Here is a 24,621-nt window from a genome sequence, read left to right on the forward strand (position 1 = left end):
TGAAAAGTCTTATAATAACATACAGCAACTAATTCGTTATGAATTACTGCTTGCAGAAGTCGCGGCAGTAGAAGCCGAAATTGCTGCGATGACAGCTGCTTGTTGCGCCTGTATGAGAATCTCAATCATTGTTTGTAATCCTGTGTTAGCTGCTTGATGTTCCATACCTTTTTGACTCACAAATAGTTGGATCGCAATCAAAATATTTGTATCCGTCTGCCAACGGAATAGCTTATCCCCCTGCAATTTCTCCATAAATGTTCGAATAGAAGAAACTTCTTTTTCTCCATCTTCAAGCAATGCTAGTAGCCCAATAGCTGGATAGTGCATTTGTTTCACTTTTACTTTTTCTTGCTTAAATAAATTCCATATGTTTGTACATCGCGCCACTAACATATCTTCACGAATATCCTTCTTTAGAGAGAGAATATGACTTAAAAATTGAAGAGCATTTCCTTTGCGCAAACCAGATGTCGCCAGTTTCTGATAGAGGCGCTCCACCCGGTCCATAAGCGGTCCTATTTCTTCTTGTTGTCCTGCTAATAAAACTGCGAGCGGATAATCACTTGTACTTGTAAGGAAGAAGTGATCCTCTTTCATACGTTTATATACCTTCACGGAACGCTGAATACGTGCTTCATATTGCTCACGATCATCTGGCAAAAGCGTAGCTGCGGCTAAATAAGTAAAGATACTGCGGCTAAAACCACTAGCGATAAACCGTTCATATAAGTCTAAAAACTGCTGAAATGCCGTTTTATAATGCGTAAAGTGAATATCTAACGTTGCCGCAACTACAAAGCGATGATAAGATTTCAAATAGGAAAACATACCTACCTGAGATTTAATATAATGACTAATTTGTAAAAAACGTTCTAAATCAAAAGGTTTATCGCTACTTGTGTACATAGCAGCAATCATCATCCCTGTTCGAGAATCACTCGTTTTCCACTTTAGTTCTCTCTTCAACTGTTTATATATGCTCGTATACTGCTCTAATTTTTGTTGCAATGTAATCATAGATGCCCTCCATTTTTTGTTTTTTCTTCTCTATCATAATACGGTTCCATATTTAGGAATATCTTTTTCATATAACTGCCCTATTGATTCTTAACAATATGTTCCACATGAAGTGGCAACTGCGTCATTTTATCTTTTAAAAACTCTGGTTTTACGTTATATTCACATATTTGTTCTAAAGGTATCCATTGAAATTTATATTTTCTCCCTTCTTCTTCAAAAAGAAAAGAATCTGCTCCTTTTACTGGTAACGTAAGTAAATTGACTTCATAATACAAACTTATTTCATGGAACTGCCTTGAATCATACGTAAAGAAATTTTCTACAATCCATAAAGGTCGTTTCACTGCAACATCGACTCCAAGCTCTTCTTTTAGCTCTCTTTTTATTGCTACTTCACTCGTCTCTAGCAATTGTACGCGACCACCTGGTACATACCAGAAATCTTCTCCCTCATTTTGAAGCATTAAAATTTTATTATCATGTTTACATATTGCACCAACTCTATAATTAAAACATGATTGATTGACTTGAAATGTAAGATCCATGATAATCCCCTCTTCATATTATGTTAGATTGAAAAATTACTATATTTTATTTACATTGTCCCTTACTCGCAATCATGATGGACAATACTCCATTGATTCCTAAAAAAATTACAACGCCAACACATACGCAAACATATAAATCACATGTCACGGAGAATTTGTGCTATAAATGAGTGCTGGAATGATAATAAGAGCTATCAGAAAGAAAACAATACCGAAAATATCCACTTATTCCTTTTGTAACGTTTCTTTCATCTTTATTAAGTAAGGAAATGATTCTAAATAGAATCCACTGAACACTCGGTGTACTTGCTGGAATATGTACCGGTTTATTTCCATGTAATGTATTTATTATCCCTTATTTCAATTGAGGGAGCGCTTCCTCTTCAAAAATATGATTCTTATTCGTTAAAATAACGCCGCCCCAATCTGTTTTAGGTATAAAAAACATTTTTGCATGTGAATTCGGTGTTAAACCTGAATGCCGTATCACTTTCTCTTCAGAATGTGAATTGGTAATTCTTACTCCTAGTCCGTAGTAAAGTGTTTCACCCATTCGAACATGCAGCGACATATATAAATTCAACCAAAATATACCTTTCAAAAAATAATTTTCAGTTCATTCAAACAATCCCCCCCTGCCTTCAATGAAGGCGGGGGATATACCTTATATTTCAATCATTTATATAAAATTCCTAAACACAATCCACCTCTGCATTCTAACCTTATCTTCTCATCGCATTTTCTCTTGTTGAAACCAAAGCTTTAACAATTCCCTCTCTTTTTCTCTTGCCATACCTGCTTTTCGTTCTGTATCTTTCCTCGATTTTTCCCATTGATACACATCAGAAATCGTATTTTGAATGGGTCTAAAAGAAAGTCCAGCGTTAACAGCTTTTTCAATACTTATAAAAAAACTCCCCTTCCACGGTTCTGTTTCTCCTTCTAACGGAAAAGTTTCAGGAATCCATAGAGGCATCTCCGTCCATGGCTGCACTTTATTTTCTAGTAAAAATTGTTCTTCCACCCATACAAATTCAGCATCGCTGTTGGTAACAGCTTTGCAAGTATTTAATAACTCTCCTATCGTCAATTCATTATTCGGTCCTGTTACATTAAACGTGCCTACTTTTCTGCCTTCTGCCATATTAAACGCCCACGTTGCCACATCTTTTACGTCAATCAATTGAACAGGACGGTTGGAATGCTCTGGAACCAATACTTCCCCCCCTTGTGCTACACGCTGAATCCAGTACGGAAGCCGGTCTGTGTAATCAAATGCCCCAACTAAAAGTCCTGCTCTCATATGCAAAACTCGCCCTGGCCAATATTTTTCTGCTTCCTTCTCACATAACACTTTTAATCCTCCGTAATACTCGTAAGGAGATGCCTCCCCGTCCTCAATCGCTTTCAACTTCTCCCTAGGTGGAATAGACTGTAATTGATAGTCTTCCTTAATATGCAGTGGAATCCAATCTTTATAGGTAGACATGCTTGAAATAAATGTATAATGTTCGATATTTCCTCCAAGTATGGTGGCAATGTTACGAATTTGATGTGGTGCAAATCCACATGTATCCATCACAATATCCCAATTTCGATTCTTTAAAGCAGACACATCTCCATCTCTATCGCCAATTAGCTGTTCTACTTTAGGAAATATTTCTTTATTTGTACCGCGATTAAACAAAGTTACTTCATGTCCTCGTTTCAAAGCTTCTTCTACTAATGCTCTTCCTAAAAAGCGCGTACCTCCTAATATAAGCACCTTCATATCTTTCCCCCATTTCACAAACTAAAAAATTAGCATTCAATTTATATAACGATTTTCCTAGTTAAAAAGTTACGGGAGAATAACGAAATTATTTGTCGCTATTTATACTTTCTTTACAAATAAAACTCTACTCTCTCCATTCCCATCATAATTTGTATGTACAGATACACCATCAACCTCGCTATCACCTGCTTCAATTTCAAATCCAAATTCTTGATGAAATTGAATTGATTTTTTATTTACTAGAGAGGTTACTGCTTTAACGGTATGACGATTATTTGCACGAGCCACATCAAAAAAATAAGAATAGAGTGTAGAGGCTATCCCTTTTCTTCGATACTTTGGGTCCACTCCAATAAAATGAACGTACGCTTCATCGGGATGTGTTTGCGATAAGAATCCACATAAAAAACCTACTATCTCTCCATCCTCTTCCATAACAAAACTCGTTTCTTGAAAATGAATGAAGAATAGTTTTGGTAACATATCCGCCATATTCCGTCCACCCCACCATTCGTTAAGGACAGAATGGATGGCTGTATAATCTTCACTTTGTATATTCCTAACCCTCATTTTTTCCTCCTCATTCGTAGAAACTCAATATTCTCATAAAAGGCAACACCTTATAGTATTTGCTGCTTACTGTATCACTTCCTTCAAACTTTGACACAAAAATTTTTTTCATATAAAATATTCACAATAATCAAAAAATAAAATAAAAAGAGGTGAATTCATGCAACAACAAAGTTCCACTCAAAAAAGAGCATTAATAGCTAGTTTAATTGGCAGTTCTATCGAATGGTTTGATTTCTTTTTATACGGAACAGCTGCCGCGCTTGTATTTAACAAGTTGTTTTTTGTAAACGAGGACCCTCTTATCGCACTTATGCTTTCCTATCTTTCTTTTGGTATCCCGTTTTTCATTCGCCCTCTTGGAGGTATTATTTTCAGTCATATCGGTGACAAAATCGGCCGAAAAAAGACACTTGTTTTAACCTTATCGCTTATGGGAGGAGCGACAGTATGTATTGGCTTACTTCCTTCTTATGAGACGATCGGTCGGTATATTGGCTCCCATTCTTTTAATCTTACTGCGAATTATTCAAGGACTAGGAATTGGCGGTGAATGGGGTGGCGCTTTACTACTAGCAGTCGAATATGCACCAAAAGATAAAAAGGGATTTTTCGGCAGTATTCCGCAAACAGGTGTTACAATTGGAATGTTACTTGGAACTGCAGCAATCTCCTTTATGACAATGATTTCTGGTGATAACTTTGTGACGTGGGGATGGAGAGTTCCATTTATTCTGAGTGCCGTACTCGTATTCATAGGATTATGGATTCGAAATGGATTAGATGAAACACCTGATTTCAAAAAAGCGAAGGAAAGCGGAAATATTGCTAAACTGCCAATTGTCGATACGCTGCGCTATCATTGGAAGTCTGTTCTAAGCGCTACAGGTGCAAAGGTAGCGGAAACAGGTCCTTTCTATATTTTCTCAACATTCATTGTTTCTTACGGTACACTGCAACTCAAATTACCGCATACAACTGTTTTAAATGCTGTTACGATTGCTATGCTCATTACGACGATTATGATCCCGTTAATGGGAAAACTTTCAGATACAATTGGGAGAAAGAAAATGTACATATGGGGTACAGTTGCCATTCTTTTATATGCCTTCCCCTATTTCTTCCTATTAAATCAAGGAACCTCTTTTTCTATCATAATCGCAACTGTTATTGGTTTAGGTATTTTATGGGCACCTGTCACAGCTGTATTAGGTACATTATTCTCTGAAATTTTTTCTACTCAAGTTCGCTATACCGGTGTTACATTAGGTTATCAACTAGGCGCTGCACTTGCTGGCGGAACGGCACCAATGATTGCTGCTTATTTAATGAATGTGTATAACAATTCATGGATTCCAGTAGCGCTATATATTGTACTTACTTGCTGTATCTCTTTAATCGCAATTGCTGCCGTTTCAACGAAGCAAATGGCAGAAAATATACAAAATCAAGATATACAAGCTTAATCAATCGGGGGATTTCTAGCTCCCCCTTTTCTATTAAAAAGAAGGGTGATTAGAATGATTCATATTACAGAAGAAATGGTAAAAGAAATTTATAAAATGAAAGATTGCTTACAAGATGTAGAAAGGGCATTCCAATATTACATGAACAATGAAATTGCAACGCCGGTACGACTAAATATACAGCACTCTCAAGAAGAAGCAAACTCCCTTTATATGCCTTCTTATGTAGCTCCCATCGAATTTGCTTCTACGAAAATCGTTAGTGTCTTTCCCCAAAATACGCAAAAAGGGAAAAAAGCACTACAAAGCTTAATCGTTTTAACAGAAACAAATACTGGTGATCATGTCGCAACAATTGAAGCTTCCTATTTAACAACACTTCGCACAGGAGCAATGAGCGGTATCGCGACAAAACATTTCGCTCGTCAAAATGCTAATGTCTGCGTTGTCATTGGGTGCGGCGCTCAAGCGCTCGGACAAATACAAGCCGTTATGGAAGTTCGCCCGGTAACTCGCATTCTCCTCGTCAATCGGACAATGCAAAAAGCATTTGAATTTAAAAATATCTTACTCTCCTTATATCCGAATTGGAGCGGGTCGATTGAAATTATGGAATCAGCTAATGATGCTGTTGCAATAGCTGATATTGTGATTTGTAGCACTACTTCAACTACCCCTGTATTAAATGGAAACTATCTCAAACCTGGTACTCATATAAATGGAATTGGTTCTTATCAGCCCCATATGCAAGAACTTGATGTCACTACATTACAGCGCAGTGATAAAATTATTGTAGATACAATAGAAGGTGTACAACATGAAGCTGGAGATTTCTTGATTGCAAGCAAACAAAATGAATGGGATTTTTCAAACATATATAGTGAACTTGGGGATATTATTATAGGGAAGAAACAAGGACGAGCAAATCCGAATGAGATTACTTTATTTAAATCAGTTGGGGTTGCCTTTTTGGATACAGTAGTGGCGGCTTCGATTTATGAAAAGTATAGAGAGATTGTGAATATCTCGCTTTGAAAAGTCGAAAAAGTGACACGGTAAGTGACCGTTCACAATAACACATTTTGCATAAATATCCGTTGCAAGTGCGATGTATTAACGTTTATAGTGAATAAATTAATGTATAAGGGCGTATGTTGTTACGCTCTTTTTTCATGGTCACCAAAAGTCACCCTTTCCGTCCTCCCCTCGTATTTACCGACAATTCCCTCGATAACCTACGCCAACTCTCGCCCTCTTCCCCTAACTCCCCATCACAATCCCTCTTCCATTTTATCAGTAAGTTATCTCGTTATTTCCACTTAAACTTGACGTTAACCTTACTTCGTCCCCTAGCCGTCAGCCCCTTACTCGCTTACCGCCGATCTAACTCCTCGCCTAAATTAAACGCCGTTTCCTCCGAATTTATACTTGACTTCGGTTACGTGTCTTTCATCATGGGATGAGGGTACAGGACAACGGCTAGGGCATAGAACGACTACCTTACATCGCAAATAAAAAATAAATGCGACGTAAAGTAGTCGTTCTGTCACCAAGTCATTTCTCATGGTCTATCGGGTTAAGGAATCCGTATAGTAACACCCTGTTGGAACGTCGTAATCTCTTACGCAACGACCTTCTTACAAATAATGCTTGTCCTACTTGCCGAAAGACTTAGGGAAGAGATTGCGCTGCTGGCGTACTCTTAATTACTCGTAACCTAAATACGTCTTTCTATGATCGTTGCTACCCGTGCCGTAACACGCCAAGCAACCGTCCAGACCTTTTTATGGCAGTCCTCGCCTAGACTAGACACAAACGCAACAGGGAACGTTTATAACGTGTCTACGCCTTACTTTCCGACATTGGCTAGGCTCACCTGTTCAAGTTTTACGAGTGTTAGGTCGTTCCTCGTTCGGAAATTACCTCTTCTCCTCCTAAAAAAGACAATAGAAAACTAAACCTCATGTATTTCGCTTTTTAAAAACGAATGGTTACAGGAGGCTGATTGGATAATTTCCGTTATTCAATTTTTAAGTTACGTTAATTCACGTATTAAAGTACATAGGCAATAAACATATCGATAGCGTACAACGTACCGCCTACGCCAAACACTCCGTAATACCAAATACGATCAGATAACGTTTCTAATCCGAAGTAATCGTTTAGTTTTGCGAACATAGTACGTTACCTCCTCTATCCTCGTTATGTAGCAACTGGAACATGCAGAGCGCCGTTTTACTCATCACCTGTTTCTTAATCGATGATCCAGTACGGAATAACACGTGTGTAAATACGTAATAGTTAGCGTCCGTTTCAATATACACGACTGTATGGACGTAACCACCTACGTTTAATTTACGGGATTTACACATTAATACTTCGTTTTCTATTTCGATTGGACTTACACTGTTATTAATCTCACGTTGTAATTCTGCGGGTAATTCTTCGAAGGTTATGGATTGAATAGTGTTAAGAATCGTTTTAAATTCAACCATTTCGTTTATCCCCCTTTCGTTATTCCGTTATTTCGTAATTAATACCTTCATTATAATTACGTTATTTCGTAATTGTCAACAATTAATTTTTCCGTTATTGCGTAATTCTTTACGAAACCTTATAATTATAGTAATTAATATTGTTCGCATTTTAACGAGGAGGATAACTATGCCGAAAGTGCATATTACTTTAGATAACGTTTTAAAAAAGAAAGGAAAAACTCAAAAAGAGCTTGCGGAGTTGACAGGTATTAGACCCGCCGCCATTAGTGAGTTATATAACAATCAACGGAAATCTTTAAATAGAGAACATCTTGATAAAATAATATCAGCGTTGAATATAACGGATATTAACGAATTAATTACAATTATTGAAGACTAAGAAGAGCGCTATATAGGATAAGGCGTTCTTTTTTATTGGAGAAATTTACCGTAATATTTGATATACTTGTATCAGAATATACACACGGGAGTGAACTAAATGGGGAATCGATGGTTAAATAAATTCGGATTAGTTATTATCGGTACGTCACTTGCGCTTTCAGTAGGCTGTACTCCACAAGATAAAGAAGCGGCATCACAAGCGAAGGTACAGAAGGAGGAAGAAAAAGCGCAAAAACAAGCTGAAAAAGAAGCGGAGAAAGAACGTAAGCAACAGGAAAAGGAAGAGAAAGAAGCGGAGAAACAACGTAAGGAACAAGAGAAAGTAGAAAAGCAAGCGAAGGAAAGAGCCGAAAAGAAAGAAAAGAAAAAGCAAGCGGAGATTGACAAAGAAGTTTCCAAAACTAAAGAGACAATACGTAAATTACTTATGACGACTGATAAAACCCTGACTGACTTAAAAAGGTCAGTAGCTAATGGTGGAAGATTATCTGAAATTGATACTAAGATGCTTTCAGGTGATTTAAAGTTAGTCCTTGAGCATGTAGGTGACATCAAAAGTGTCAAAGGTGAAACAGAATCTATTAAAAATTATGAGACTAAGTTAAACGATTTTATCCAATCGTTTGAACAAGGTGAAGAACGCGACATTAAAGAACTTATACGTGACATTAAAACATTATAAAAAATCGACCGCCTATTACGGGCGGTCTTTTCTATAGTTATTACTCGTACTGATACCACCAGTTACGCTCATCTAGCCATGCGGTGAACTTGTCCAATTCAGAACCAATGCGACGTTCTGTGCGAACACTAAAAATTCCGTCGTTTTTACCAGAGATTTGGATAGAAGCTCCATATCCAAGTTTGTTAAGGAATTCTGCCACCTCCTGTAAATGATTAAACCCAACTCCACCAGTTGCCACTAATTTATATCCATTGTCAGCCACAATAAATCCTCCTTCTTGTTTTTCAACAGTTTGATTTGTAAACCAAGCCAGCGGTTTATTTCCGATTAATTTATTTAAATCACATTTACCAATACCAGGCACGTGCCCTGTCTCTGTGTATTGCCAAATATCGCACTCATATGCAGGTTTGTTACCGCCATAACGAGGAATCCAAACAAAGTCAGATTTTACATTTGCCATACCAAACGGAGCATACATATGATGACCAACGTATAAACCAACTTTCTGAGCACCTAATCGGCGTAGTTCATCAATAAATGCTTGTGTGCCCGCTCTCATATCATTCATTGTTTTCACTTCAACATCCGCAACCCATACTGTCGCGCTCTTATCTCCACGGTTCCAGAAGTCACGCGCTTCTATTCTTGCATCATTTTCAGAAACGAAACGACAGAATGCATAGTTACCAAAAGGAATACCATGTTGCTTCATGGCTTGTACATATCCTTTATACAATGGATCTACATAATTTGAACCATCTTGTACACGAGCGATGATGAAATCAATGTATTGCTTTGCTATAGGCCAGTTAATGTCACCATTCCATTTTGAAATATCTACAATGTGTCCCATTACTCAACATCTCCTTTTTTATTATCATATTCAGAGCTTGTCTTATTGCTCTTATTACTTAAAATTTCAACTGCATTTGTTAATGCTTGTGGAAGGGGAATCCTCATTCGTCCAGCATTTTCTAAAAGTGATAATAGCTCGTTTCCAATAAAGAAAAAGATTGTTGCTTCACGGATAGCACTATTGCTACCAAATGTAGAATCTAATTGAGCTGCCACTCCAACCAAAAGAAAAAGAACCACTTTTTTAGCGATGCCTTTGAAACCAACTTTGCTTTTTAATTGCCCGTTATACCCTGCTGCGATTACTCCTGTGAGGTAATCAATAGCTGCCATAATCACTAAAACTTTCAATGTTGTATCCCATCCTCCTAAGAAATAACCGCAAAAGCCACCAAAAGTAGCAATAAATGTTTTTAGTAATACATCGATACGATCCAATTATTTGCCTCCTACTCCGCCTGTTCTGTATCTTCATTTTCTTGTGTTTCTTTCGGATATTCGCCCACAATCTTTTTATAGTCTTCCGCGCATACCATTCGCTTAACAAACCCTAAATCTAGCTCGTATAAACGAGCGCCCTTTTTGCAGATATCACAAATAGTAGTCACTCGAATGCAAATCGTTCCGTCATGTACTTCCCTCCACACTTCGACTTTATTTGTACCCATTTCTAACCCTGCGTTATCTAGCATGTCGAATGGAATTTGTACAGTAATTCCGTTTTCCGTTCTCTCTAAATCTACAACTCTGCCCATAAAGGGCATTCCTTCTCCTTCTTGTAAAGGAAAGGGGAAAGTAATGTTCGTATCGCCTTCCACAACGATCACTCCTATCCTAATCTATTAAAAAACCAACCATTTGAATTGTGGACGTAAAATCCGATTCCTTGGTTTCCGTCTGTGAAGCGAACATGCCCCCAACCTTGAAACTCATTTCCGCCGAGATTGACACCTTGCGTTGCTCTGATGTTATTGTGAAACTTCGTCTCTAAAGTTCCGCCTATGTCAAACGTTTTTCTATCTTGGGCAACATTAATCGTACCTTGACTATCGCCAAATTCTAATCCATCGATTGGCATAATACCACCATATACACTGCCACTTTGTGCTTGCCAACTATACATAGAAGGGTATTTACCTGTTACCATTTCCACACCAGATACACAAACAGCTGTTCCTTGGCCAACGTCTCCTTCCGCTTTCAAGCGAATGATTACAGCGTGTTCGCCTGGTCTGTAACTCGCTGGTATCGTAATCGTGAATGCTCGTCTTTGTATATCGCCGTAAAAGGTACTAGGAGCGTCAAAAGACTTACTTACTTCGTACCACGTCGTATAGTGGACATTGTCATCGTACTTTACATATAAAATTTGAATGACAGGTTTGGCGGTAACACGTTGACCGTTTATTGTAGCAGCTCGAAAGTGCGCTGATACGGTATAGATGTTCCCCGGATGAACTCCATTTTTCACCGTAGTTTCAACATAGCTGTTTTTGTCTACCCGAGTCGCATTCACCATTCGCTCATAGCTAAATGCCAGCGTGTCATTTTCGATTACAACAGAACCGTTTTTCCTCCAAAATCGTCCTGTTTCGAACCATGAAAATGCTGTGTTACCTGGCATAACCTGCTTAGGAACACTTGAAAAATCATGGTCAATAACAAGGTTTCGTTTGGCTTGTACCGTTGTTTTTAGTCCTCGTTCATCTTCGAAAAGGAAATCTAGCATTTTAATCGTTACACCGTTTTTGTCGATGAGTATCTTATCGCCACTGATTCGAATGAGATTCGTATCGATACCTTTTGCAGTTAACCATTTGACCATTGTGTCTGCATTAATTGCTAATTTTGCTACATCAATTGTTATCTTCTCTGCTGACATATTGATAGCTGCGATAATATCGCCTTTTTTCACTTGAGCTAGAATTCCTTCATCCAACACTTGCAATTTAGATCCTGTTTCTTTGACATAAGCATCGAAAGTATCATTCACAAAGGTTTCGTGTTTTTCAGATATAATTGCAACGCCTTTTTCATTAGCGCTGATACTTCTTTCTAACTCCGTTACTTTTTTGGTATATTGTTCAGTTGCTACTTTGTCAGCCAACTCTTCCATGATTTTATCTTTGTCTACAAAATCATTTGGATTTTCTAAAAAGCTAGAAGGTATCGTTCCGACTTGTAGCATTGGTTGAGCCATCCACAATGTACCGTTTCGTCTTACCTGATAACGAAATATTGCTTTTACTGTACCAGAAGGGGCAATTGCGCTTTTATAAACTTTTAACCACTGATCTTTTGCTAATTTTAGTTCCTCAGAAACTAGTTTAATTAATCCACCGCTACCCAAGAACTTAATTTCTAATGCTGCGCCCTGATCTAGTCCAGCGGGGTTATCAGTTCTAAAGTAAGCAGAAGCGACAATTGTTTCACCTTCTCTCAGTTCTACTGTTTGTTCAGCTCCGTAATAGTGATTAGAAGTATTTCCTGTAGAAACCGTTTTGAAGGAGTTTATACCATCTTTAACAACAGTTATATCAATATGTGTCCTTGTAGCGTCATGTAATTTCCAATACTTAACACCATTAGTTAATTTGGCATTTCTAATCAAGTTAATGCTACCAATACCACCCACATAATCCTCAACATCTTTTATTTCAACTTTCGCTTCGATAGCTTGTGAATTTTGTTCTATTTTCGTGTTAGCTTCTCTAATTTGTTTTCCATGTTCATCAGTGGTGATTGATAGTTGTTCCACATCACTTTTTAATCCATTTACAGTTGTTTCAAATTGAGCATTCTTTTCATCAAGCTCTTTGATATCCTCGCCATAGTCAGGAATCAATATTTCCCATTTCTCACCATTCCACTTTTTAAGGATACCTGGCTTTCCATTACTTATATCTTGCCATAACGTCTTCCCTGCTTCTAATCCTGTTGTAGGAGGGTTAGCTCCCTCATAAATCTTCGTTTGATAATTTTCAAGGTTCTCTTGCACCTTCTCCGCCAATTCTTTAGCGGCTTGCGATTCTTTTTGTACAATTTCAACCTTCTCATCGGTTTCTTGTACGAGTTTTTCTAACTGCTCTAGCAACTCTTTGTTCGCTTTACTTCCTAATGTAGAAAGGATTCTATTGTACATTTTCCTTAACTCTTCGTTCGGATCCATAATCTCGCGGTAGTCACCGAACGTGTATTTGTTTTTCGTAGGGTCTGTGAATGATTCATCAGCAGCAATCGCTCTTGCTTCTAAATAAAGTTTCGGTGTAAATCCCGTGTCCTTAATTCGAATTGTATCGCCTTCATTGATTTCCTCATGCGACAACCCGAATACTTTCGAAATATCCGCCGCTTCAACTTCATATGAAACAGACGCATTTACACGTTTTTTTAACTCTGTATTCATAAGAGTTAAAAGACGTTGCGGGGTCATATTTTGTTCTTCTGTTTCCGGTGTGTAGAATCCGAATTTATGTTGTCCATTCTCGCTCCAACGCTGAAAAGCGTCAGAGTCCGTGATGTAAGGGAGTCCATTGTTAATTGATTCAACTGTAATCAATTTGTCTCCCTCACCTCTTACAAAACCAACTAAAGCTGTACAAATATCACGTGAATGTTCAATGCGTCTCACACTAACTAAATCTTTGCCGAGCGTTACCTCTTTACCAGTTTCGCGACCACGCTTTTTGACCATGTCGACATACCAGCCAACTACTTGAGAGCCAACCACTTCAACTCGGTATTGGATTTCCAACCCGAATAAAGAAGCGATTTTCTTTAAAAATGTAAGAGGGTCAATAAACTCGTCAATGGTCATTGTGTGAAATCCTGCGTATTCTGTACGCCCCCGCTTCCATTTCGTTCCTAAGAGAGCCATGTCCATGAATTCATTAAGTGTTTTCGATTCAATTCGTTGTGGTCTAATAATTCCAGCCTTCGCTAACAAGACCCATGCGCCGGCTGCATGCACAGTAACAGACCTGTCTTTCGAGTCCTTTTCCACTTCATTCGAAATCACGTATGGAACAATGCGACCGTCTCGAACTTGCTTCAATATTAAATTTTGTTGTTGGAAAGTTACCGCTTGATCTGTTCCATCAAATGTAGTGAATTGTAACGTATCTATATTATTTTTGAGTTCCCAGTGCCGCATATCGTCCCAATAATCTTTTGGTTGAATAGCTGCAACAATTTGTTCTGTTTTAAAGTCTACGACATGTAAAATTCCGTTCATTTTCATTATCTATATCGCTCCCTAAAGCTGATAGTGGCTTTTCCAACATCGCCTGGCATGATGTCGATTCGGTTATCACCACGTACTACGACTGGAAAATCACTGAAAATGTCTTTGATACCCACTGCGTCCTCACCGTTTATCGTCACCAAACTGTTTTCAGTATCGATAACCACTTTATCTCCTTTATCGAAAATGTACGGCTTTGTGTTTTCTGGTACTTTATTCACTTTCCAAATCTTTAAGTCGTCAATAGACATCACTGAAACTGGATCATTTATATCCCATGCCATGATCGCGATCATGACTTGAGCTACTTTACGATTTGTCATTGGATTTCCACTCTCATCAATCCAGCGTTCCACTAATGAAGCATCGTCGATTTCTGTTCCGTCTCGGAATCTAGCAACATATACAGACCACTGATTCCCTCGTCTAGCGACTCTCAAACGCCCATAAAATTGATTAAAAGTGTTCGGGTGAGCGCCACTTGTATCGACTAATTTTCGAACACTATTAGGCGTTCCAGTATTTCCGATTCGCATATATGCTTTTGTCATTTCAGCATCCCAGTACAGATCATTCATATTGATGCGTGCAACAATATTACTCGCTTCATCCAAAAGAAGCACTTCCACACGCCCCATTTGTCCGATATTCGTTGATTTCAAGCGTACCCATGCTTCCATTTCAAAGTCTTGCAACGGTCCAACAGGAATATTCTTCTTGGCGATGGCACCGTGGAATCCTCGTTCTTGTCCGTAATCTTCACAATAAAGCGCGTAACCATCCCGTACTTTGAAAGAGCCTGTCCCCTTCATATCATCAAACTGGCTTACAGGAGTCCAGCCTACTGTAGTAGACATTTCATCCCACATAACGCGTTCGCGTTCTTGTACTGTTTTTTCTTCTACAGTGAGGGGATAACCAATTCGAAAATAATTACGATCATTGGGATACGAACCATACCAAACGTCTAAAAAAGTGCTTGGATTTTCTATATCAACTTTAATTAATGCCGGCGCTTCTACGCTACCTTTGTTCGTAAAGTACGATGTGATTTCTGTGGTCCAGTTTCTTTCGAATTGATGAGTCTGTACCTTACCCAGTTTGTAGGGCATTGAACAGACAAAAGTGATGGTCGCTTGGTGAATTTTAGACTTCTCCAAATTCTCTTCTACTTTTTCTTTAGTGCCGTAGTATATTACGTCTGGTTCATCCGTAAACGAGATAGGCACGGGGTCGTCCGTACTTAGTAAACCACTAAGCTCATCAATTCGCTTTCTTAATTCAAAAAAGGAGACTCCCTTGAGAGAGAAGTCAACCTCTAACTCTCTGTTGGGAGTCCTTTTGTTTAAGTGATAGGATCCAGGACGGTGCGGAACTGTTAGCATATTAACCTCGTCGCTTAAAACCCCGCGGCCTCTTACATCGTTAACCATAAAAAATCCCTGTTCATACTTTTTTGCGAAATACTCTTCTAAATCTATCCCGTTAAAAACTAGCAATCTAACGCCCTCCTTTAGAATATTGCTCTTCGCTCTTCAGCCGCTTTTTGCTCGTTAGTAATATCGTCAACAAATTTCGCAAATTCTTGCTTACCGATTTGCACGTTAATATACGCAGGTTGTCTATTTATGATTTCGTTCGCTCGGGCGTATTGGCTATCCCTCTGAGGTTTAACCCCTTCGTTTACAATACGGTAAGTCAATTCGTTAGCTGGTCCGACTTGCAGTCTACGTCTCGCTAAACTATTAACCTCTGCCTTTGTTAATCCTTCAAATCGTTCCATCTGCTTACCAATATCTCTTACGGCATCTCGAATTGATTCAGGTATGTGTGTAATCCAGTCGTTAAGATAGTCACCATCTTCGAAAATAGCGTTAAAGTAATTAGCGAGTGGGTTGTCACCTGTAAACTGGAATAATTCTGACGGTGCAATCGTTTCGAAACGTGGTGTTACGGCGTCTGCCATTCGGCCAGCAGCTTTTTCAATTGTGCCCACCATACTATCCATCCCAATAACTAAACCTTGTCCAATATATACCCCATAATCACGCATTACACGTGAAGGCGAGTGGATACCGAGGATTCCAGCTATTTGATCTTTGATGCCGTTACCAAGTTCTTTCATCTTGCCCCACACGGAACTAAACATAGAGCCGAGACCATTAACCAAACCTTTGATGATATCTACGCCGATGTCGAATAAATTAACTTCCTTGATCGTATTTAGTATCTTTTTCCCTAAGTCTAAAGCGGCTTTTCCAAGCTGTCCCAGAAGCGATAATAATCCTTTAATCAACGCCTCGACTAACTTTACGCCCGCTTCTAGTATTTTCGGTAAATTCTTAATTAACTCACCGACTAACGTTACGACTAACATAACTGCCGCCACTATCAACTGTGGAATTATCTTAAAGATACCGGCAATCAGTGCCATTAATATCTTTACACCAGCGTCTATGATTTTTGGTAAGTTAGCTATGAGAGTCTCTACAATTTTGGCGATGAGCGTTAACGCTGCGTTAATTAATTGAGGCAGTATCTTAACAATCCCGTCAATCAATGCCATTAATATTTTTACCCCTGCGTTTATGATTGCTGGCAAATTCGCTAGAATCGTATCAGCTACTTTCGTAATCAAAATAACCGCTAAGTCGATAAGTTGAGGTAGCATTTTTACTATCCCGTCAACTAACGTCGTAAGAATCGAAACCCCCGCCTGTACAATAGCTGGTAAATTTGCTGTAATTGCGTCAATTAACGTTGTAATTACCGTAATAATCACTAGTACAATCATCGGGATAGCCTGTGTGATTCCGGTGATTAACGAGGTTAATACGTTAATGCCAATCTCAATTAATTGAGGTAAGAACGACATCAATCCGTTAACAATCGTCTCAATAATCGTTACAGCTACGGGAATTAACATAGGTATCATCTGCATAATCCCTTGAATTAACGTAAGGATTAGTTGTAATCCCGTTTGGATAATTGTAGGTAGTACCTGTACAATTCCAGTGATTAACGCCTGTAAAATTTGCATACCGGCCTCAATTAGCATAGGTAGATACGTAGCAATCGACTGCATAATCGTATTAATCACGCCAACCATCGCTTCTAGTATTGAAGGTGCCGCTTGGACTAAACCGTTTACTAGACTCATTATCATTTGCGAACCAACTTCAATTAATTGCGGTAAGGATGTAGTTAAAAATTCTGCGATAGAATTAAATACGTTTGTAATCGCTTCTACTACAATTCCTTTGTTAGCGTTAAGATATTCGGCTATCGCTGGTAGATAACGAGATATAGAGATAATAACGCCAGGAATTCCGCCAACAATAGCGCCTGCGATAGAAGGTCCGATCATTTTGAATATCTCACCTATTTGACTGAAATCTCCGGAAAATACGGCTTTAGTAGCGTCAAAAAGTTGTATTATACCGTCTCGAATTTTACTAACCGCCTCGCCTATTTTCTGAGCGGCATCTTGGAATCCTGTTGGTAAATGGGTAATCCAATCGTTTAGATAATCCCCATCTTCTACAACTGCAAATAGATATTTACCAAGTGCTGATAGCGTTGTACAAAACCCTTTTATACTACCTACTACGCTATTAACGCTGTTTCTAAACGACTCATTACGTTGGTATAGTTGAGTTAATGCTACACCTACGGCGGTTAAGGTCATAACTGCAATGCCGATAGGTCCTGTTAGAAATGCGAAGGCGGCTCGTAATCCTACCATTGCTGCACTTGCTAGTTTGGCTACTGTGGTGCTTTTACCGAGCCAGCCGATAAGAGCACCTAGGGGGATGAGCGCAGTTCCAATTGCGCTAGCCATTATACCGACTACGGTTCCAATGACTAAGAACGCGGTCGTGGTTGCCACTATAGTTGCGATTACTGTTTGCATCGGTTGGGGCAACCCCGTAAACGCGTTCGCTAATTTTTCAATGCCCCCAGCAACCGCAGTGACGGCTGGCGCAAGTGCATCAGTAAAAGCACGAGCCGCCACGTCTACCGCAGATTCCATTCTTGATATCGCCCCTGCCCAACCCTCAAGCATTGCGTCCGCTGCTTTTTTCGAAGCGCCCCCACTGTATTCAAGCGCTTTCGTCATCTTTTCGATTTTTTCTGGCCCGGCGTTCATTAAATTTAAAACACCTGTAACTGCTTCAGTACCGAAAATAGCTGATAATGCAGCAGCTCTTTGAGCGTCACTGTAACCATTCATACCTGTTTTAATTTCTCCGATAATCTGCGCTAAAGATTTCATTTTTCCGTTCTGGTCAGTAACTGAAATCCCTAACTTCTTCAATTCTTTAGGAGGTTCTTTTGCTGCTTTTGCAAGGGTTAGCATGACAGAACGCAACGATGTACCCGCGCTCTCACCTGTAGAGCCTGCATCAACCATGATTCCTATACTTGCAGCCAATTCTTCCATCGAAATGCCTAGTGCATTAGCTGGACCAGCCGCATATTTAAACGCATAATTCATATCTAATATGCCCGCTGCGGATTGGTTTGCCGCTTGGGCTAGTACGTCCGCTATATGCCCACTTTTCGAAGCTTCCATACCAAAAGCGTTAAGCGCACTAGTTACAGTGTCAGAAACTAACGCTAAATCCTCTTGAGACGCGGCAGCGGCACTAAGCACACCAGGTAAAGCGGCGGTTGCTTGGGCTGCGTCGAACCCTTTCGCTCCCATTTCGGCATAAGCGGCGGCTACTTCGCCAGTACTGTATACAGACGTTTTCGCCATATCGAGAATGTCCGATTTAACCTTGTTATAAGCACCGCCTGTTAACACGGCAGCTTTACGTGTTTGACTTTCGAATTCACGCGAGTCGTTAATCATTCGCCCAAGAAACAAACCCGAAGCGGCGGCCGCAGGGGCAAACGCATTTTGCATAGTTTGACCAGCTTGTTGTACTCGGTGTCCCATCTCCTGCACTCGGTTACCTACGTTCTGAAACGTAGACTGCCAACCACTCATGTTTGGCGGTGGAGGTGGTGTCATATTACGCATACGATCGTTCATTTGTCGTACTTGTTGACTAGCGCTTTGCATAGCGGAATTCCAACCACTCATATTAGGTGTTGGTATATTTATTGGTCGGCTTACTGATTGGTGAAAGTTACGTACTGCTTGCGTCGCTTGTTGCATGCCTCTTTGCAAGTTCGATATATCAGCGAGTAGTTGTACTTCTACTTTATATTGGATAATTGCTATTCACCGCCTTTCCATTTTGACTTCGTAACGCTCGTTCGATATCGTCGAATAACGACTCATTGGCCTGAATCTTTTTCGTAAGTTGTTCCCGTTCTTTTTCTTTGGCTTCAATCATTCGAGAGTTTTCAGGACGCTTGTATATGTCGTCTAAAGACTTGATCTTATCGCTTTGGGCATTTCGGTTAAATAACGCTTGTATACTAGCGAACTCATAAGTATCTAGAAGGCGTTCACGATAACCAGTTAGCATAATGTGGTACTCCTTAATACTCAATCGCTTCGACCTAAGTGTATCCATACCGAAATACCGAAAACAGTCCGCTTGTAAATCATCGACGTTTATTCGTACAGGCTCTCGAACGCTTTCTTCTGATCCTCGCCCATACTCGCCAGTAACTTGTTCACTGTTTTCTTGAAGAAAAAACTATTAAGAACGACCGCCTTGTTTACCTTTAGAATGTCATCGAAAGATAATTCTTCAGACATTAATTTACGCTCAACCTCCGCCTCTACGTCCTTACGTGTAATACCTTCGCCCGTATGAATCAGTGCGTAGTAAATAACATCGACGAAATCTTCAAGACCACCTCGCATTGCTTTTTGCACAAACTCAAACGCACCTCCGTTACTATCGATTAATTTAATTGCTTCAAAACCGTATTTTAATTCGTATTCTTTTCCATTTACCTCGAATCGTGTATATGATTTAGCCATTATAAAAACCTCCGTTATTATCTAAATTAAAAAGACGGGCATTTTAGCCCATCTCTCTTATTTGCCTTGTGTTTCTGGTTCGCTTGGTGTGCTTGGAGTGTCAGGATTAGTAACTCCTCCGTCAGGCGCTCCTGGTGGTAACGTACTAATTGTCCCAACCGAAAGCGTACCGTTTAATTTCGCTTCAATAGAATACTTAGAGAACTCCTCGTTTTCATGTGATAATTCCACATTACTTAACATAAACGTGCCACTCTTTGCTTTGAAAGACGTAGAGGAAGCACCACGTAAGGAAACCTCGTGGATTTTAACGAGTTTCTTATTCGTAATAGCCTCCTCGATGTAATCCAACGCCTCATCTCCTTCGGTACTCACACCTTCAATAGATACTGATTGTGTTACATCTCCGTAATCCGAACCACTCTTATCTTTTGTCTTTAACTCGATCTCCCCTGCTTCAATAGAACGTGAACCAGACGTTTGGTTAAATAAACGAACTGTTTTACTTTTTCCATCCGGTTGTGGAATGTCGATTAGATACAATGTCTCTTTCCCTTTAAACTCTGGCGCTGCTGCTGTCCCTGCCATGCATATACCTCCTTAAATTCATATAGTTATCGTGGTGAAACTGCGGTGCTTCGCTGTTACCTGTTCCGTGCTTTCTTGGGGAATAGGTTCGAACGAAGAAACTTCCGCATATAAATAACCGACTAGTTTAGGCGTATTCGAACTCGTATCGTACAAGTCGATAGGCCGTCTTTCTAGTCGGTCGATGATTCTATCTTGGATTTCGTTTCGATTGGATACTGTATCGGAATACACTCCGATTTGTATTAGATGGTTTCGTGCGTAATTATCCTTTGAATACCTATCGATTGTCCCCGTTAAAGATTCAATCGTTAGAAACGGCTTTGCTTTTCCGGTTAGAGAAACACCGTCATATACCCAAATAGTAGGTGCGAATTCCTCTAATGATTTCTTCAGCGAGTACATTACGTCATTTACTGTATACACTGTTATAAACCTCTCGTTGTCCGTTGTATAGCTTTTTCTAAGTCTGAAACTAGCGGCTGCTCTCCCTCAAATGCCGTCTTACGCATGAAGCCTTTTTTCGTTCTGTGCGCGTATTCTTGTATGGCTGCGTATTCAACATCTGAACCGTATAACCATCCCGTTTTGTCTCCGTTAAAAGGTTTTACACTTGGTGGAATACTTCCCGCTAAATTACCTGAATCAACAGGTGCTCTATTAGAAGCTGTATTCGCTTGCAACCTCGCATGTTTCTCTACAGTATTTGCAACAGGTGTTTTATAACGATTTGGGTTAGTCATGCGATAAACATCTTCTAAACCTTTAACCCTTACACTTACCTTCACTAAATCACCCTCTTTACGACTACTTCTCGACGGTTGACTCCACCTAGTCCTCGTTCATCAACAAGCATGATTACGTATTGGATACCATTTCTTTCGAGATACTTGACGTTACTTAAATCGACATCGAGTCGGAAAGTAACAAGCGCTTCACCTTCTTTTACGTCAGTACCTGAAAACTTTGCCTTATCTTCAAGCGTAAATTTCTTCCATACGACTTGCGCCATTTCTTGAATATCTTCACCTTGAATTTCTTCGCCTGTAATCGGATCTTCCTCCGTCACGCCTTTGCGCCATATAATAATAGATTCGCGTCGATTCTGTTCGATTAATTCACGATTGGCTCTAATTTGTTCGATATCTTTTTCAGTTAGCACTCGTTATTCCTCCTCTCCGATAATGTAATTTAAACGAGATGAACACTGAGGATGCGGACTAATCAGTTGAGCTAATAAACTTTCAGGTATCTTTTTCGGATATCTACCTGGACCTAGTCCGTAATCGTCACGTCTAGCTAACTTGTAACACATATGCTTCGAGTGATATCTATGACGGTGTCCATTATCTACTAATTTGTAACCTGTAACAATATCACTTTCATTTCCATTATAAATTGTAGCTGCTCGGTGTGTATTGTTGCTCTCAGTAATTGCTACACGTTCGATTTTCCATTTCTCATTATCGTGTACTTCTCTTATTTTTTGTGAGATTGAACTGACACTTTCACCTTTAAGAATGGCCGGTCGGATTACCTTCGTTAACTCTGCTCGCATATCACCCGCTAGATTCCACACTCGGTCAGACAGTATTAAGCCGTCATCTCCTACCCGTTTAACCATATCTTTCACAACGTGTTTATTTACGGAGTCTAAAGCCTTTACATTAAGAGGCGTTTCAGCAAGTTTAGAAGTCGTCCACTTCGCTGTATCATCTATTATTTTTTCGAATGACGCTCCTGCTTGCTTGCGAAACTCCTTTTCGTAATAGTCTAAATCTCGTAATAAAGCGTTTAATCTACCCCGTTTAATTACACCGTCTTTTTGATAGTCGTTAATCAAATCCATTAAAAAAAGACGGATTAAGAGTATCTCCTTCACCGTCTCTTCTACTTGTTTTTCGTTTTCTTTTTCGTATTGCTTCGATATTTCATCGAGCGCTTTATCAAAGTCGTTTTGTAATTCACTCATGGACGATCAACCCGCTTAGCAATTCGAAAACTAGAGCCTGTACCGTCGTATTCCGTTCGTTTGCTGCGCCATAAATCATAATAGTGTTGCGCCAAGTCACGGTAATTCTTCGATACACTAGACTTATCTACGCTTTCTTCACCGTCCGTATATTTAAACGAAGATGCTTCGGCTGTTGCTTTCGCCATTAAATCAACATAGCGATAATAGAACGTAATTAATTGCGCTTGTTTCTCGTTAAGAACGGTTAGCGACGAAAAGCCATTCGCGATTAATGCTTCGTCAAAAAGCGTTTCGTCGGCTTGCAACCGTTGTTTCAATTCTTCTACGCTAATAAAACCTTCCGTCGCCATAGCCGTCACTCTCCTTTAGTTACTTTTGTGGTACGCTTGCGTGTAGCGGGCTTTTTCGGCGCTGACTCGCCTTTTTCACCCGTAACCGCTTGCGTTTCAATAATTTCGACATAACCAATCGACGCTAAATATAACGCCGATTTTTCGTCGATTTCGATTTGTGAGCCGATACCGTGTCCGTCTACGATACCGCCTATTACTTTTACGTTAACTAGCATTATTGCGCCACGTCAGCATGTAGTAATAATGAAGGTTTCTCAACGATAGGGAATCCTGCTGCTACTGCACGTAATACAGATTCGATTGGCTCTTTCTTATCGTAAGCATCAAGTACAATACCTGGTTTAAAATCGTTTTCTACTGTTGGACCATAAACGAAATTACCTAGTCCTTCGGAAACGAATACTACACGATATTGAGGCATAAACTCGATTACTTCGTCGACGCCTGTATAAACGTTACGTACCGTAACCTTACGTTGCTCTACGATTTGTACTGGTGGTAAGCCGTACCCATCTAAAACATCGTTTAATTCTGCGACAGAAACTCGTGTAACGCCGTCTTTTGCTACGCCACGCACTTCTGCGATAATACCAGCGTTCTTTTGTAATAGTGCTTGTGTTTCACGTGTCATTAAGATAACGTCTGCTTTTTTACCATTTACATCTAAGTACTTATCGTTCCATTCGATTAAGTTACCTAGTGCGTCTGCATTTACGTCCGTCCACGCGTTCGTGCCTGTCAAAGCAATCTTTTGATCTGCTGGAATTCCGTAATCAACAACGATTTTTACACCGTTCTTGTTATAGTCGAATTTACCTTTCGTAACCGCTTCTAATTTAGCGATACCAACTCGACGTTGTAACGCTTTTACTAAGTCAGCACCTTTAACTATTAATTTATCAATCATCGCTTTGTGTTCAGTATCAGAACGTGATTGATTTAACGCTAATAACTCCTCTTCCGTAGCGATATATTTAAGACCCATTTTCGCAAGTTCGCCCATTTTAGACGCTACTGCATCACGGTCAACTACTGGCGGCTCTGCACCGTAACCAATCATCGCTGCAATATGATTCGATTTCTTAATTACATCGTAAGCAAATGTCGTAGAAAAGATTTGATCATTTGGTAAGAAACGGTCTGCTAACGATGGTGCGTCTTGTTTTTCCTTTTCTAATGCGTCTACCAAACCGCGAAGTGCGGGCTTTTGAAATTCCTTTAGTTGTGTAATACCTGACATTTATATTCCTCCTTAATTTTCCGTTAAAGTTCATAATAAAAAGCCGCTTTAATAGCGACTTGATTAGATGTGTTTTACGTATCGAATTAGTGGTGTGGCTTTTTTGAATGTTTCTGTAACACCTACGAGTTTTGCTTCGTATACTGAACCTCGAATAATTACTTGACCGACTACTCCGTCATTTTTGCCGTCGCAATCCCAATCAATATCGAGAATAGCGAACTCATCGAATCCAGTCGGCAGTGCACCTTCTGTACCGTCTTTATAAGGTTCAAACTTACCTGTAGATGTGTTACGAGCAATAGCCGTACCACATTCAACGTATTTTGCACCGAATTTAGTAGCGTCTAATGTCGCTCCTCCTTCGATATACTGCAAGTGTTCACTCGCTAAAATGTTTTTGCCGCTTTTAAACGGCTGTTCTGTAAATTTCGGTGTGTAAACTGGCATTAATATTCCTCCTTATTTTTTC

The 24,621-nt window shown here is 39.6% G+C and carries 27 protein-coding genes and 1 pseudogene; 4 read left to right on the forward strand and 24 right to left on the reverse strand.

Annotated features, from left to right (window positions below):
* Positions 1-36: 36 nt before the first annotated feature.
* The 5 genes from MR059_RS12275 to MR059_RS12295 form a co-directional block, all read right to left on the reverse strand.
* Complete coding sequence (locus MR059_RS12275) at positions 37-1,020, reverse strand: DUF4003 domain-containing protein (protein ID WP_012094501.1); 984 nt, start codon at positions 1,018-1,020, stop codon at positions 37-39.
* 80 nt (positions 1,021-1,100) lie between these two features.
* A complete protein-coding gene (locus MR059_RS12280) occupies positions 1,101-1,568 on the reverse strand; it encodes an NUDIX hydrolase (RefSeq protein WP_012094502.1) in 468 nt (155 codons plus the stop codon).
* 358 nt (positions 1,569-1,926) lie between these two features.
* Positions 1,927-2,142 (reverse strand): serine hydrolase, encoded by a 216-nt coding sequence (locus MR059_RS12285; RefSeq protein WP_235436519.1) that lies wholly within the window; start codon positions 2,140-2,142, stop codon positions 1,927-1,929.
* A 159-nt stretch (positions 2,143-2,301) separates the two neighbouring features.
* Positions 2,302-3,342 (reverse strand): SDR family oxidoreductase, encoded by a 1,041-nt coding sequence (locus MR059_RS12290; protein WP_012094504.1) that lies wholly within the window; start codon positions 3,340-3,342, stop codon positions 2,302-2,304.
* Positions 3,343-3,444: 102 nt separating this feature from the next.
* The gene (locus tag MR059_RS12295) at positions 3,445-3,915 is read right to left on the reverse strand and encodes a GNAT family N-acetyltransferase (RefSeq protein WP_012094505.1); all 471 of its coding nucleotides are present in this window, start codon (positions 3,913-3,915) and stop codon (positions 3,445-3,447) included.
* 160 nt (positions 3,916-4,075) lie between these two features.
* Between MR059_RS12295 and MR059_RS12300 the strand changes: the two are divergent.
* Together MR059_RS12300 and MR059_RS12305 are read left to right on the forward strand one after the other, a co-directional pair.
* A pseudogene (locus tag MR059_RS12300) lies at positions 4,076-5,381 on the forward strand (MFS transporter).
* 54 nt (positions 5,382-5,435) lie between these two features.
* Positions 5,436-6,416, forward strand: coding sequence for an ornithine cyclodeaminase family protein (locus tag MR059_RS12305; protein WP_242161779.1), 981 nt, complete (start codon positions 5,436-5,438; stop codon positions 6,414-6,416).
* A 1,017-nt stretch (positions 6,417-7,433) separates the two neighbouring features.
* Here MR059_RS12305 and MR059_RS12310 read toward each other — a convergent pair.
* Together MR059_RS12310 and MR059_RS12315 are read right to left on the reverse strand one after the other, a co-directional pair.
* Positions 7,434-7,559, reverse strand: coding sequence for a DUF3961 domain-containing protein (locus MR059_RS12310; RefSeq protein ID WP_242161780.1), 126 nt, complete (start codon positions 7,557-7,559; stop codon positions 7,434-7,436).
* Positions 7,544-7,876: a hypothetical protein gene (locus tag MR059_RS12315; RefSeq protein WP_242161781.1), complete on the reverse strand. Its 333-nt coding sequence runs from the start codon at positions 7,874-7,876 to the stop codon at positions 7,544-7,546. Before MR059_RS12315 ends, MR059_RS12310 begins: the two co-directional genes overlap by 16 nt.
* Before the next feature lie 169 nt (positions 7,877-8,045).
* Here MR059_RS12315 and MR059_RS12320 point away from each other — a divergent pair, with 169 nt between their 5' ends.
* Positions 8,046-8,258, forward strand: coding sequence for a helix-turn-helix domain-containing protein (locus MR059_RS12320; protein WP_242161782.1), 213 nt, complete (start codon positions 8,046-8,048; stop codon positions 8,256-8,258).
* A 99-nt stretch (positions 8,259-8,357) separates the two neighbouring features.
* Positions 8,358-8,942, forward strand: coding sequence for a hypothetical protein (locus tag MR059_RS12325; RefSeq protein WP_053083801.1), 585 nt, complete (start codon positions 8,358-8,360; stop codon positions 8,940-8,942).
* 40 nt (positions 8,943-8,982) lie between these two features.
* On the opposite strand, the gene MR059_RS12330 is transcribed toward MR059_RS12325, so the two are convergent.
* The 17 genes from MR059_RS12330 to MR059_RS12410 all read right to left on the reverse strand — a co-directional run bounded on the left by MR059_RS12330 (position 8,983) and on the right by MR059_RS12410 (position 24,599).
* Complete coding sequence (locus MR059_RS12330; RefSeq protein ID WP_242161783.1) at positions 8,983-9,801, reverse strand: GH25 family lysozyme; 819 nt, start codon at positions 9,799-9,801, stop codon at positions 8,983-8,985.
* Complete coding sequence (locus MR059_RS12335) at positions 9,801-10,241, reverse strand: phage holin family protein (protein ID WP_242161784.1); 441 nt, start codon at positions 10,239-10,241, stop codon at positions 9,801-9,803. Before MR059_RS12335 ends, MR059_RS12330 begins: the two co-directional genes overlap by 1 nt.
* 11 nt (positions 10,242-10,252) lie before the next feature.
* On the reverse strand, positions 10,253-10,567 hold the full coding sequence (locus tag MR059_RS12340) for a hypothetical protein (protein ID WP_242161831.1): 315 nt from the start codon (positions 10,565-10,567) through the stop codon (positions 10,253-10,255).
* 65 nt (positions 10,568-10,632) lie between these two features.
* Positions 10,633-14,043, reverse strand: coding sequence for a phage tail spike protein (locus tag MR059_RS12345; RefSeq protein ID WP_277927678.1), 3,411 nt, complete (start codon positions 14,041-14,043; stop codon positions 10,633-10,635).
* On the reverse strand, positions 14,043-15,545 hold the full coding sequence (locus tag MR059_RS12350) for a distal tail protein Dit (protein WP_242161785.1): 1,503 nt from the start codon (positions 15,543-15,545) through the stop codon (positions 14,043-14,045). The genes MR059_RS12345 and MR059_RS12350 overlap by 1 nt, the downstream gene beginning before the upstream one ends.
* Before the next feature lie 14 nt (positions 15,546-15,559).
* The gene (locus tag MR059_RS12355) at positions 15,560-19,213 is read right to left on the reverse strand and encodes a phage tail tape measure protein (protein ID WP_242161786.1); all 3,654 of its coding nucleotides are present in this window, start codon (positions 19,211-19,213) and stop codon (positions 15,560-15,562) included.
* A gap of 46 nt (positions 19,214-19,259) precedes the next feature.
* On the reverse strand, positions 19,260-19,529 hold the full coding sequence (locus MR059_RS12360; protein WP_048723631.1) for a hypothetical protein: 270 nt from the start codon (positions 19,527-19,529) through the stop codon (positions 19,260-19,262).
* An 89-nt stretch (positions 19,530-19,618) separates the two neighbouring features.
* Positions 19,619-19,993 carry a tail assembly chaperone gene (locus MR059_RS12365; RefSeq protein WP_242161787.1) on the reverse strand — a complete coding sequence of 125 codons (375 nt, stop codon included), beginning with the start codon at positions 19,991-19,993 and terminating at the stop codon, positions 19,619-19,621.
* Positions 19,994-20,050: 57 nt separating this feature from the next.
* Positions 20,051-20,581 (reverse strand): phage major tail protein, TP901-1 family, encoded by a 531-nt coding sequence (locus MR059_RS12370; RefSeq protein WP_048723636.1) that lies wholly within the window; start codon positions 20,579-20,581, stop codon positions 20,051-20,053.
* A gap of 18 nt (positions 20,582-20,599) precedes the next feature.
* Entirely contained in the window at positions 20,600-21,007 is a 408-nt protein-coding gene (locus tag MR059_RS12375; RefSeq protein ID WP_242161788.1) for a hypothetical protein, read from the reverse strand.
* A gap of 2 nt (positions 21,008-21,009) precedes the next feature.
* The gene (locus MR059_RS12380) at positions 21,010-21,369 is read right to left on the reverse strand and encodes a hypothetical protein (protein WP_242161789.1); all 360 of its coding nucleotides are present in this window, start codon (positions 21,367-21,369) and stop codon (positions 21,010-21,012) included.
* On the reverse strand, positions 21,369-21,743 hold the full coding sequence (locus MR059_RS12385; RefSeq protein WP_048723640.1) for a hypothetical protein: 375 nt from the start codon (positions 21,741-21,743) through the stop codon (positions 21,369-21,371). The genes MR059_RS12380 and MR059_RS12385 overlap by 1 nt, the downstream gene beginning before the upstream one ends.
* Positions 21,744-21,746: 3 nt before the next feature.
* On the reverse strand, positions 21,747-22,553 hold the full coding sequence (locus MR059_RS12390; protein WP_242161790.1) for a hypothetical protein: 807 nt from the start codon (positions 22,551-22,553) through the stop codon (positions 21,747-21,749).
* The gene (locus MR059_RS12395) at positions 22,550-22,906 is read right to left on the reverse strand and encodes a hypothetical protein (RefSeq protein ID WP_048723643.1); all 357 of its coding nucleotides are present in this window, start codon (positions 22,904-22,906) and stop codon (positions 22,550-22,552) included. Before MR059_RS12395 ends, MR059_RS12390 begins: the two co-directional genes overlap by 4 nt.
* Positions 22,907-22,911: 5 nt before the next feature.
* Positions 22,912-23,124 (reverse strand): hypothetical protein, encoded by a 213-nt coding sequence (locus MR059_RS12400; RefSeq protein ID WP_048723645.1) that lies wholly within the window; start codon positions 23,122-23,124, stop codon positions 22,912-22,914.
* The gene (locus MR059_RS12405) at positions 23,124-24,149 is read right to left on the reverse strand and encodes a major capsid protein (protein WP_048723647.1); all 1,026 of its coding nucleotides are present in this window, start codon (positions 24,147-24,149) and stop codon (positions 23,124-23,126) included. The genes MR059_RS12400 and MR059_RS12405 overlap by 1 nt, the downstream gene beginning before the upstream one ends.
* 63 nt (positions 24,150-24,212) lie before the next feature.
* Complete coding sequence (locus tag MR059_RS12410) at positions 24,213-24,599, reverse strand: hypothetical protein (protein WP_048723649.1); 387 nt, start codon at positions 24,597-24,599, stop codon at positions 24,213-24,215.
* Positions 24,600-24,621: the final 22 nt, after the last annotated feature.

The organism is Bacillus cereus group sp. BfR-BA-01522, from assembly GCF_022662635.1.
Lineage (GTDB): Bacteria > Bacillota > Bacilli > Bacillales > Bacillaceae_G > Bacillus_A > Bacillus_A cytotoxicus.